Consider the following 11,514-nt stretch of genomic DNA (forward strand, 5'->3'; position numbering starts at 1 on the left):
CCAGCCGTGACCGCTGTGCCCCTGCACGGGCCCGAGCACGCGGCCGATCCGCAGCGAAGCTACGAACTGCTGCGGCTTCAGGGGCCGGTCGGCCTCGCGGAGATCGCACCTGGTGTCGTTGTCCATCTGGTGACCGACTACCGGGCGGCGCTCGACCTCCTGCAGGACACCGACACCTGGACCAAGGACACCCGGAGCTGGCTGCCGCAGGTTCCCGAGAACAGCCCGATCAGACCGTTGGTGGAGTGGCGGCCGAGCCTCTTCTTCGCGGACGGTGAAGAGCACGCGTATCTGCGCAAAGTGATCACGGACAGCTTCGGTCTCCTTGATCCGTACGATGTCCGTGTTCTGACGTTCCGTCACGCCGACCGGCTCCTCCAGGATTTCGCCGCTGCCGGAACGGTCGACCTCGTCAGCCAGTACGCACAGCAGCTACCCCTGATGGTCTTCAACGCACTGTTCGGCATGGGGGACGAATACGGTCCCCAGCTTGTGCGGGCTCTCTCCGCGATGATGGACACCGATCCGGAGAAGAAGGCGGAAGGCGCCCAGTCGTTCGGCGCGTACCTGCAGACCCTGTATCAGACCAAGGCCGCACAGCGCGGCCATGACCTGACCTCCTGGTTCATCGACCATCCCAACGGGCTGAACCAGGAAGAGGCGATCAACCAGATCCTCATCACCCTGGGCGCGGGGAACGAGCCGACGGCCAACCTCATCGCGAACACATGCGTCCGGATGCTGAGTGACGACCGGTACTACGGCACGCTCACCACCGGAAGTCTGCCCATCCAGCACGCCATCGACGACGCTCTGTGGAACGACTCGCCGCTGGCCAACTACAGCTTCCACTTCCCCAAGGAGGACATCACCTTTCACGGCACACGCATTCCCGCCGGCTCCCCGGTCATGGTCTCGTACGCCGCCGCCAACACCTGCCCGCACGCCGGGGCGCCGTCCGACGGCTACCGCTCGGGAACCAAGGCGCACCTGGCCTTCGCCGCCGGCCCCCATACCTGTCCGGCCCGCGACCTCGCCCTGCTGATCGCGACCGCCGCGATCGAGAGACTCGCCAGCTACCTGCCGGACATCGAACTCGCCGTCTCCCCGGATCAGCTCACCTACCGCGACGGGGCCATCCACCGGACGCTCACCTCTCTCCCCGCCCGGTTCACTCCGCTGACCCCCGACGCCAACGGCGCCACCCCCTGGAGCCGGAACTCCCCCAGCCCCAAGACGGACACGGGGCCTCCTCAACGGCAGGCAACCGCGAGTCGGTGACCTCTTCCTAGCCTGCTCATCCACACCGCGTCGCGGTGGTGCCACCCGGCGGTACGACGGCACCACCGCGACACTCGCGGGAAAAAGCGCTGCCTCCGGCCCCGTCCCTCTGCCCGAACGGAATCGCAACAACGGTTCTTGACCGAAAGAGGATCACCACCGATGACGGATACACTCCCCGGCACCAGCCTGCCGGGCCTCTCCTCCGTACGACACAAGGTGGGCGCGGCTCTCACTGGATTCCTGGATGCCAAGGACCAAGCCGCGCCGGGAACCGAACTACTTCACCTGACCACGACCTTGCGCGGGCTTCTCTCCAGCGGGAAACGGCTTCGAGCCGTGTTGTGCGTGTACGGATGGCAGGCCGCCGGAGCCACCGGAGAGATGACGGCCGCCATACGCGCGGCGGCCAGCCTCGAACTCTTCCAAGCGTTCGCCCTGGTGCACGACGACGTGATGGACGACAGCGATGTCCGCCGCGGTCAGCCGTCCGCCCACCGCGCGCTCGCCGCCGCGTACACCGACAGCGGCGGTCCGCACGGCCGCGCCGAGGCACACGGTGTGGGCGCGGCTGTCCTGCTCGGGGACCTGGCACTGGTGTGGTCCGACGAACTCCTCCACTCCGCGAGCCCCGCCCCGAGCCAACTCGCCACGCTGCTCCCCCTGGTGGCCGAGATGCGCAGCGAGATCATGTACGGCCAGCTCCTGGACCTTCAGACCACCGGCCGACTGACCGGTGACGTCGAAACAGCACTGCGCGTCATCCGTTACAAGACCGCCAAGTACACCATTGAACGTCCCCTGCACATCGGGGCGGCCCTGGCCGGAGCCACGCAGCCCATGCTCGATGCGTGCACCGCCTTCGGTATCCCACTAGGAGAAGCGTTTCAGCTGCGCGACGACCTGCTCGGCGTGTTCGGCGATCCCGCCAAGACCGGCAAATCGATCCTGGACGACCTGCGCGAGGGCAAGGCCACCGTACTGATGGCTCTGGCGGTCCAACGGGCATCTCCCACCGAACTCACGACCTTGCGCGGGCTCGTCGGCCGAAGCGACCTGAACGAGGACCAAGCCTCCCAGGTCCGCGAGATCCTGGACGCGACCGGCGCCAGGCAGACAGTGGAAGAAATGATCACCACACGCCGGAACGCCGCCCTCACCGCTCTGGACGAGGCTCCCTTCGCCGAAGCAGCCACCGCCCGACTGCGCCAGATCGCCCTGACCGCCACGGAACGGCAGACATGACCGCCCGTCCGTACACCCGTCACCGGAACCGTGAGGTGGAAAGCACATGAGCGGCACGGCCGTGAGCACAACCTACGCCGAACAGGCCGCACGCCTGGTGGCCAAGACCGATCAGGACCCGTGGGGCAGCGTCCGCCCCTCCCTGTACGAGACCGCCCGGGTCATCTCGGCGGCCCCCTGGCTGCCCGGGGAACCGCGCCGTGTCGCCTATCTGCTGCAGGAGCAGGCGCCCGACGGCAGTTGGGGCGAAGGACCTGAACCCTACCGGCTTCTGCCGACGCTCAGCGCGGTGGAAGCGGCGCTCGCGGTCCTGCGGCGAGGCTCCACGTCCGCGGAGATCACCCGACGGCTCGCGACCGCCGTGGACAGGGGCCTGGCCGCGCTACGCGCGTTGCCGTCGGCAGGACCGTGGCCCGACACCGCCGCGGCCGAAATCCTTGTCCCCAGCCTCATAGCGAAGATCCACGATCACGTGGCCCTCACCGCCGAGGACGAGATACCGGGCCTCGGAGGATGGCGCCCGGGGCCCGGCCCCACGGTCCCCCGAGGTTATGACCAGGCCACGCCCGCGTACGTGGCGAAGCGGTGCGCCTCGGCAGGCAGCCTTCCCGTCAAGCTTCACCACACGTTCGAGGGCGTGGCCGGGTACCTGCCACAGGCGCTCATACCCGACGGGCAGGGCCTGCTGGGCAGTTCTCCGGCCGCCACCGCCGCGCGAGCCGCATGGGCATCGCCGACACTGACGGCGGGAGCCGTGGAGGCCCTTGAACCCGTGGCGCGGCGCTACTCGGGTCTGTTCCCCGAGGCGGCCCCGATTCTCGTCTTCGAGCGTCTGTGGGTCGCCGCCGCGCTGGCTCGCGTCCATCTGCCGGCCGCTGCCCTGCCCACCATCCGGCGGTGGACCGCCGACATCTACGACCCCCAGGGAGTACGCGGCGCGCCCGGCCTCATGGTGGACGCCGACGACACCGCCATGGCCGTGCTGGTGGCCTCGCTCGTCGGCCTGCCGTACACCCCTGAGCCGCTCGACCTGTTCCACAACGGCAGCCACTACGACTGTTACATCGGCGAGGACACCGGATCGATCACTGCGAACGCCCACGCTCTCCAAGCGCTGGGCAGCTACCTGCACCGTCACCCTGAAGCACAGCACACCTACGGCCCTCGCACGGACAAACTGCGCGACTGGCTCATCGGTCAGCAGCAGCCCGAAGGGCCATGGCCCGACAAATGGCACGCCTCCCCCTATTACGCCACCGTGCGGTGCGTGACCGCGCTCGCGCAGTACGGCGAAGACCACGCGTCCACGGCTGTCGAAGCGGCCGCCGCCTGGACGGTGGAAACCCAGCACGACGACGGATCGTGGGGCATATGGGGCGGCACCGTCGAGGAGACCGCGTATGCCGCCCAGATCCTGTTGTCCACCGCCACCCCCACGCGGCAGCCAGAGCAGGCTCGCGCACTGGACCGTGCCGAGACCTACTTGAACGCCGCAGCGGGCCAGGGCCACCGCCACCCGGCCCTGTGGCACGACAAAACCCTGTACGCACCCGACGCGATGATCGAAGCGGAAGTGCTCGCGGTACGGGAGACCCTGCGGACACGCCACGGCGTCAACCGGCCAGGGACCGCGCACACAGAAGCGGAAAGGACCGAAGCGTGACGGCCAGCATGAACGTTCCGCCTGTCGCACCCGGGAAGCTGCCGCTCATCGGACACGCCGTGCCCCTGATCAGGAACCGTCTGGCGTTCATCCAACGCCTGCGCACCTACGGCCCCATCGTCCGCGTCACCGTCGGCCCGAAGACCCTGACCGTGGTCAACTCGCCCGAGCTGATGCACAAGATGCTCACCAGCCAGGCCGACCGGTTCACCAAAGGGCTGCTCTTCGAAAAGCTCAAGCTCTTCGGCAAGGACGCCCTGCCGGTCGCGGAAGGCAAACCGCACCTGCGCCGGCGCCGCATGATGCAGCCGGCCTTCCACCGCGAGCAGATCGCCGGCTACGTCACCACCATGCGCGACACCGTTGAGCCGTACATCACGAGTTGGCGCGACGGAACCCCGCTGGACATGAAGACCGAGATGCAGCTGATGACCCAGGGCGTCGTCATGTCAGCCCTGTTCTCCTCGTCCCCCGAGCGCGAACCCGCCCACACGATCCTCGACAGCGTCGACACCGTCTTCAGGACCGCAATTCAGCGTGCCCTGATGCCCGTCTCCGCGCTGGAACGGCTCCCCATCCGGCGCAACCGAAAGGCCAAGGCCGCCGCCACCGCGCTGCGAAGCGCGGTCGCCGACATCATCACGGAACACCGCACGCACCCCGACGCGTACGACGACATCGTGTCGCTGCTGCTGACCGCCCAGGACGAAACCGGCGCGACACTGCCCGACGACGAGATCCTGTCCGAGGTCACCGGGCTGCTCGCCGCGGGCTCCGAGACCACCGCGGTCGTCCTCGCCTGGCTGTTCCACGAACTGGGCCGCAACCCGGACCTGGAGCGCCAACTGCACGAGGAAGTCGACCCCGTGCTCGCCGAAGGCCCGCTCACCGTCGACAAGATTCCCCGCCTGCCCTTCACCCGCAGGCTCGTCAGCGAGACGCTGCGTCTTTACAACCCCGCGTGGCTCGTGACCCGGCGGACCATCGCGCCCGTGACACTCGGCGAGTTCAGTCTGCCCGCCGGGGAAGACGTGATCTGGAGCGGGTACGCACTGCACCGGGACCCCGACCTCTATCCCGATCCGCTGCGCTTCGACCCCGACCGCTGGCTGCCTGAGCGTCCCCAGCCACCCAAGGGGGCCTTCATCCCCTTCGGTTCCGGCAAACGTATGTGCATAGGGGAGGCGTTCGCCTGGACCGAGGCGACCATCATCACCGCGATGGTCGCGTCCCGCTGGCGGCTGCGGCCGATCCCCGGCTCCACCGTACGGCCGGTCGGTGCGATCACCACGCACCCCTCGTCCCTCCGCATGGTCCCCGAGGCCAGGCAGCACGCGCTCACAGGGATGGCCCGATGACCGACGCGACCCGCACGATCCCCCGCGTCCTGCCCATGCCCGACCTGCGGGACTCCTTCCCCGGGCCCTTCCCGGCCAGCCCCTACGCCGACGACATCGAGCAGCACGCCGCCCGGTGGCTGGGGACCTTCCCACTCGTGACCTCACCACGCGCACGGAGCGCCCTGTCCAACATCACAGGCCAGGGCATGGCCCGCACCTTCCCGACGGCCGACCTGGACGACCTTCTGCTCTGCGCCGACCTGTTCCTGTGGCTCACCGCGTTCGACGACGCGCACGGTGAGGCCACGGGAGCCCGCGACCCGGCCCTTCTGGTCCGGCAGATCAGTGAGAGCGTCCACCTCCTGGCAGGCCACGAGGAGCCACCGACCGGGCCCAGTGTCTTCGGTGCCGCGCTGCACGATCTCCTGGCCCGGCTCCGGCAACGGGCCGCGCCCACGCAGTATCTGCGGATCACCGCACACCTGCGGGACAACCTCTTCGGCATCCTCTGGGAGGCGCATCACCTCGCCCGACCCGACCACGTCACCTTGCCCGACTACCGTGCGATGCGCCCTCATACGGTCTTCGTGCGAACCCTCATGGCGACCGCGGAACTCATGCTCGGGTACGAACTCACCGAGCAGGAGCGGTCCTTGGCGTCGGTGCGGGAACTGGAGACGGCCGTCGCGGACCTCGCCGGCTGGATCAATGACCTGGCCTCGTACGCGAAGGAGACAGCTCACGAAGGGCCGGGTCAGCTCGGCCTTCCCATGCTGCTGATGCGCGAGCACGCGTGTGACCTCGAAGAAGCGTTCCGGCGGGCGTCTCGCATGTGCGAACAGCGGGCCGCGGTGGCCGCCGCCCGAATCGCCGAACTGACTGCCCGTCAAGGGCCGCTCGCCGATCACGCGCGGGCCGCCAAGTCCATCGCATCCTCGTATGCCTGGCACATCCATCACTCCCGCTACCAGACATAAGCCTCAGGCTGCGCACTGGGTGGCCTCGGCCTGTTCAGAACCACCACGGGCCCCCGATCGGATGATCCGGGGCCCGTGGGTGGGCACATGTCGTCGTCAGCCGGCGGCGAGGTGGACGCCACCGCCGAGGCCCGCGGCGTGGACGCCCGCACCGAGGCCCGCACCGACACCCTCGGCCGAGGCGCCGGCCGTGACGCCCGCACCGACGCCGGCGAGCGGCGTGTCGAGGAAGAGGCCGCCGGAGACGCCGGCCGCGAGACCGCCGGAGACGTTGTCCAGGTCGGCGTCGGACATCTCGGCAGTTGCAACCTGAGGAGTGAGGTTCATAACGCGCGGTTCCCTTCGCATGAGCAATTCCGAACGGCGAAGTCCGCCCGGTTCCCGAACCGGGAACCGGGCGGACTTCGCGATGAGCAGGATCAAAGCACGTCAGCGTAGGGACGGCCAGCCGCTCGGAGCCTGATCGGGGCTCTTCGCGAAAGCCGACGTCACCGGTGTGGCAGCGCGGTGACCGAGCTCACCGGCACCTTCACACGGCCTGCCGTCCCGCTGCACGCGCGACGGTTGCCACGGGCTCCCGCGACGGTCACCGTCGCGGACGAACCCTCGTGTGGCGGCCCAGTCGTGACGACTGTCCGGTTTGCTTACGAGGTGCCGGTGAACGGTGTGCAGGTTTACCGGAGGTTGCCGCCTCCCCGTACCGTCACGCCGCGCGCCCGGCCACCACCCACTGCGCCGGCAACTCGACACGGGTGCCGTCGGGTGCGTGCTCGGTGGTGAGGAGGGACAGTTCGCCGCCGGCGAGGAGGGTGAGGCCGGCCGCGTTCAGGTACTCGGGGACCGCCTCGTCGGCCACCTCGCCCGGGGCGATGCCGTGCCTGAGGACGGGCGCCAGCTTGGACGGCGGCCCCTCGGTGCCCCGGGCCAGGCCCTGCAGCAACGGGCGGGCGGTTTCGGAGAGTTCGACGAGGAGGACCCGGCCGCGCTCGCCCACAAGGGTCGCGAGGCCGTCGGCGAGGGGCTGGCGGTCGTCGGGGTCGCACTGGTGCAGGACACCCCGCATGTAGACGTTGGCGTCGCCGAGTTCCGTGTGCAGCGCCTGGGTCTCGGCCTTCTCCACCGCGTCGACCTGCCGGTACCCGGCCTGTCCCGCGGGATCGGCGCGCCGGGCGTGGTCGAGCGCGGCGGCCGATATGTCGGCGCCGACGACGTGCCGGAAGCGGTCGGCCAGGAACCGTGTCTGGGTGCCGTTGCCGCAGCCGAGGTCCACCAGGGGCAGGCCCGGGTCCACCAGGTACGGCTCCAAGAGGGCGAGATGGACGCCCGCGGTCAGCGCGGGTTCCGCGTCCCAGAAGACTGCGCCCTGTTCCTTGGGGGCCTCGCTCCAGAAGCCCTCCCAGGCTTCCCGGTACCGACTCGTCACACTCATGACCACTCCCCGGATGCGACTGTGGCCCACCCGAGGTGGCGGACCAGATCGGGTGTATCGCGCCGGGGGTGATCCCACAAGCGCCCCGGCGCGTTCGTTCGCGCCGGGGCGGGTGTCAGCGGGAGCGGCGCGGCGGCGTCAGCTCGAACCACACCGTCTTGCCGGTGCTGGTCCGGCTGGTCCCCCACTCCCGGGCCAGTGTGCTGACCACGCGCATCCCACGCCCGAACTCGTCGGCGGGACCCGCGCTCAGCAGTGTCGGCAGGGTGGGGTCGTCGTCATCGACCTCGCACAGCAGCGTGTCGCCCCGGACCAGGCGCAGCGCGACCCGGCGGCCGTCCGCGTGCCGTACGGCATTGGTGACCAGCTCGCTGACCAGCGTCTCGGCGGTGTCCACGAGCGTGTTCAGGCCCCAGACGTGGAGCTGTTCACGGACGGCGGCACGGGCCCTGCCGACCTCGGCCGGGTCACGGGCGAGCCGCCACTCGGCCACGTCCTCGGGTTCGATGCCGTTGAGCCTGGCCATCAGCAGGGCCACGTCGTCCTTGCGGCCGCCACGCGTGTTGAGGGCACGGATGATGGTGTCGCAGGCGTCGTCCATGGAGGCGGCGGGGTGGGCGGCGGACTCGCAGAGCGTCGCGAGGCCGACGCCGATGTCCTCGCCGCGCATCTCGACCAGGCCGTCGGTGCACATCACGAGCCGGTCGCCGGGCTCCACGCGCACGCGTACGGCCTCGAAGGGCACCCCTCCGACGCCGATGGGCGCGCCCGTGGGCAGATCGAGCAGCCCACTGCTGCCGTCCTCGGCGCGGACCAACACGGGTGGGATGTGGCCCGCGTTGGCCAGGTGCAGTTCGCTCGCGATCGGGTCGTAGACGGCGTACAGACAGGTCGCGAGGTAGTGCTCGCCGAGGCGCTGGGCGAGGTCGTCGAGGTTGCGCAGGAGCTGTGCGGGCGGCAGGTCGAGTCCGGCCATCGTCTGGACGGCCGTGCGCAACTGGCCCATCATCGCCGCCGAGTTCAGGCCGTGTCCCATGACGTCGCCCACGACCAGGGCGGTGCGGGCGCCGGGCAGTTTCACCGAGTCGAACCAGTCACCGCCGACGCGCCCCAGCAACGTACCCGGCAGATAGCGGGTGGCGATGTCACAGCCCGGCATACGGGCCGCGATCTGCGGCAGCATGCTGTCCTGGAGCGTCTCGGCGACGTTCTCCTGGTACGTGTACATGCGCGCGTTGTCGAGGACGAGGCCCGCGCGGGCGGCGAGTTCGGCGCCGGTGACGCGGTCCATGTCGTTGAAGACGGGCCGCTCCGGGTGGCGCAGCAGGATCATGAAGCCGAGCACCACATTGCGTGCCTTCAGGGGCACGACCAGCATGGAACGGCCGGTGATCAGCGGCCGGATGTCACGCTTCTCGAACTGCGCGGCGATCGCGTGGCCCATCTCCTCGCTGATGCGCGGCACGAGGACGGGCTCGCCGGTGGTCATGCACTGGAAGAACGGCGTGTGCGCGGGGAAAGGCATGGCCTCGCCGACCGGGACGACATCGTCCCAGCGCCCCGGCTCGTCGGTGTGCTCCAACGCCACGCGGTGCCACATGGTGGTCGTGTCGGGCACACCGTCGGGGAAACCCTCACCGGCGACGACCTGTTCGCGCAGATAGGTGCCCGCGACGTCGGTGAAGCGCGGTACGACGGCCTTGCTGACCTCGATGATGGTCCGGGAGAGGTCGAGGGAGGTACCGATGCCCGAGCTGACCTCGTTGAGGAACTCCAGGCGCTCGCGCACGGCGGCGTACTCAAGGTCCTCGCCCTCGTCCTGGAGGTCCTCCGGCACGGGCATGCCAGCGGCGACGGCCCGCGCGGCCCGCTCGCGGCGCGCCTTGCGCTCGGCCCGGCGCGGGACGCCCCAGTCGGGAGTGACCGGCACTCGGTCGTTCTGGCTGAACTCCAGTACGGGATAGCCGAGTTCGAGGATCTGGGCGACGATGCGGGCGCTTTCGCCGACGCTCACGCTGGGCAGGATCTCGGGGAGCCTGCGGGCGAGTTCCTCCGCGCCGGGGAAGTCGGTGTGCAGGGCGAAACCGGGGGCGATCCGCTCGACGGAGACGTCACCGTCCTCGCCATCGAGCCGTGTCCCGTCCGCGTCGGCCGCGAGCACGAGCAGCCGTTCCCGCCCAGGTCCGACCAGCGGGTACGCCCACCACAGTACGTCGACGCGGCCGCGGCCCCGGTCCCGCTCCGGAACGGTGAGCCGGGCACGCCCGGCGGCCGGGTAGGAGAGCCGTCCGTCGAGGGACGACTCCAGGTCGGGGCCGAGTCCGTCGTACGCGGCGTACGGCCCGTACGCGTCGGAGTCCTCGGGCTCGGGCAGGGCACCGGACACGGGGAGCAGGTCCACGGCGGGGCGGCCCACCGCGTCCTCCTTGGCGGCACCGAACAGCCGACGCGCGCCGGTGCTCCAGTGCGAGACGAGCCCCTCGCGGTCGACCACGACCACAGCCAGCGGGATGCGGCCGACGGTGACGTGCCCCGCCGTCTCGCCGCCTCCAGCCCCGCGGCTGGGAGGTGTGCCGCGCTCTCCGCCACGGTCCATGACCCAGGCCCTCTCTCCCCACGGCTCCGCAAGATCTGTGCCGCCGTCACTACCGTACGGCCACGTCCGGTCGCGATGTGTGGCAATACGTGAATTGGCCTCGGGGTCGCCTCCGGCGCGCGGACACCGGCGCACGGCTCGGCCGCGCATCCGCTCTCACGTGGGCGGCACGGGCACGACCACCGGTTGAAGGCACTGTCAGTCCTCGTCAGTCCTCGTGCCTGAGTTGCAGGTCCCGTTCCGTCCTGCCGTCGCCCGCGATCTCCAGGGCCGTGGCGACGGGTGGGTAGCCGGACGCGACGACCGTGTACTCGCCGGCGGCGAGGCCGTCGAAACGGAAGCCTCCGTCGGCGCCGGTGGTGAGCGTGCCGACGGCGGTGCCGGTGGCGTCGAGGAGGGTGACGCGGGCGTCCTCGACGTGGCGTCCGCCGACGGAGCGGACCGTGCCGCACAGGACGGCGCCGCCCGCGAGTTCGATGTCCTGACGGGTCTCGCGGGCGGCCTGGACGGTGACGGGGACTGCGGCCGGGCGGAAGGTGTGCGCGCCGGCGGCGAGTGTGTACGCGCCGGCCGACACCTCCGTGATGAGGTACCCCCCTTCGCTCCCGCTGCGGGTGGTGGCGACGACCTGTCCGTGGACGTCGGTGAGCGTGACAGTCGCGTCCCGCAGGGGTCGCCCGTCCGCGGTGATCACACGCCCCGCGAGCCGTCCCGCACCGCCGAGCACCACGTCGAGCTCCACCGGCCGCTCGCCCAGCGTCACGGTCACCGCGAGCGGCTGGTGACCGCCGGCCGCCGCGATGAGCATGTACGACCCGGCTCCGGGCGTGGCCAGCGCGTACCGCCCGTCCTCGCCGCTGGCGCCGCGCCCGATCTGCTGTCCGAGCACGTCGATGAGCGTGAGCGCGGCGCGGGGCACGACGGTGCCGTCGTGGTTGCGGACGATGCCTTGGACGGGGACGGCGGTGGGGTGTGGGGACTGT

Annotated in this window: 9 protein-coding genes; 5 read left to right on the plus strand and 4 right to left on the minus strand. The window is 70.3% G+C overall.

Features of this window, described 5'->3' with window-relative positions:
* The first annotated feature begins 6 nt into the window (after positions 1-6).
* The 5 genes from FPZ41_RS07115 (at position 7) to FPZ41_RS07135 (ending at position 6,506) form a co-directional block, all read left to right on the plus strand.
* A complete protein-coding gene (locus FPZ41_RS07115) occupies positions 7-1,281 on the plus strand; it encodes a cytochrome P450 family protein (protein WP_131559812.1) in 1,275 nt (424 codons plus the stop codon).
* 162 nt (positions 1,282-1,443) lie between these two features.
* Positions 1,444-2,526, plus strand: coding sequence for a polyprenyl synthetase family protein (locus FPZ41_RS07120; RefSeq protein WP_152860210.1), 1,083 nt, complete (start codon positions 1,444-1,446; stop codon positions 2,524-2,526).
* Between the two features lie 46 nt (positions 2,527-2,572).
* Positions 2,573-4,189, plus strand: coding sequence for a prenyltransferase/squalene oxidase repeat-containing protein (locus FPZ41_RS07125; RefSeq protein ID WP_152860212.1), 1,617 nt, complete (start codon positions 2,573-2,575; stop codon positions 4,187-4,189).
* Positions 4,186-5,547 (plus strand): cytochrome P450, encoded by a 1,362-nt coding sequence (locus FPZ41_RS07130; RefSeq protein ID WP_194236017.1) that lies wholly within the window; start codon positions 4,186-4,188, stop codon positions 5,545-5,547. Before FPZ41_RS07125 ends, FPZ41_RS07130 begins: the two co-directional genes overlap by 4 nt.
* Positions 5,544-6,506, plus strand: a complete 963-nt coding sequence (locus FPZ41_RS07135) for a terpene synthase family protein (protein ID WP_152860216.1) — start codon at positions 5,544-5,546, stop codon at positions 6,504-6,506. The genes FPZ41_RS07130 and FPZ41_RS07135 overlap by 4 nt, the downstream gene beginning before the upstream one ends.
* Positions 6,507-6,602: 96 nt before the next feature.
* Here FPZ41_RS07135 and FPZ41_RS07140 read toward each other — a convergent pair whose 3' ends face one another.
* The 4 genes from FPZ41_RS07140 to FPZ41_RS07155 all read right to left on the minus strand — a co-directional run.
* A complete protein-coding gene (locus FPZ41_RS07140; protein ID WP_152860218.1) occupies positions 6,603-6,833 on the minus strand; it encodes a hypothetical protein in 231 nt (76 codons plus the stop codon).
* 376 nt (positions 6,834-7,209) lie between these two features.
* Positions 7,210-7,935, minus strand: a complete 726-nt coding sequence (locus FPZ41_RS07145) for a class I SAM-dependent methyltransferase (RefSeq protein WP_152860220.1) — start codon at positions 7,933-7,935, stop codon at positions 7,210-7,212.
* A 115-nt stretch (positions 7,936-8,050) separates the two neighbouring features.
* Positions 8,051-10,531, minus strand: a complete 2,481-nt coding sequence (locus tag FPZ41_RS07150; protein ID WP_152860222.1) for a SpoIIE family protein phosphatase — start codon at positions 10,529-10,531, stop codon at positions 8,051-8,053.
* 208 nt (positions 10,532-10,739) lie between these two features.
* Positions 10,740-11,514, minus strand: a 775-nt coding sequence (locus FPZ41_RS07155; RefSeq protein ID WP_152860224.1) for an MSCRAMM family protein, incomplete at its 5' end; no start/stop codon positions are given.

Origin of the sequence: Streptomyces acidicola, from assembly GCF_009377235.1 — a bacterium.
GTDB lineage: Bacteria > Actinomycetota > Actinomycetes > Streptomycetales > Streptomycetaceae > Streptomyces > Streptomyces acidicola.

Coding starts and splice junctions, on each gene's coding strand:
- FPZ41_RS07120 (WP_152860210.1), top strand. CDS start 1,444: ATGACGGATACACTCCCCGGCACCAGCCTGCCGGGCCTCTCCTCCGTA.
- FPZ41_RS07125 (WP_152860212.1), top strand. CDS start 2,573: ATGAGCGGCACGGCCGTGAGCACAACCTACGCCGAACAGGCCGCACGC.
- FPZ41_RS07135 (WP_152860216.1), top strand. CDS start 5,544: ATGACCGACGCGACCCGCACGATCCCCCGCGTCCTGCCCATGCCCGAC.
- FPZ41_RS07140 (WP_152860218.1), bottom strand. CDS start 6,833: ATGAACCTCACTCCTCAGGTTGCAACTGCCGAGATGTCCGACGCCGAC.
- FPZ41_RS07145 (WP_152860220.1), bottom strand. CDS start 7,935: ATGAGTGTGACGAGTCGGTACCGGGAAGCCTGGGAGGGCTTCTGGAGC.
- FPZ41_RS07150 (WP_152860222.1), bottom strand. CDS start 10,531: ATGGACCGTGGCGGAGAGCGCGGCACACCTCCCAGCCGCGGGGCTGGA.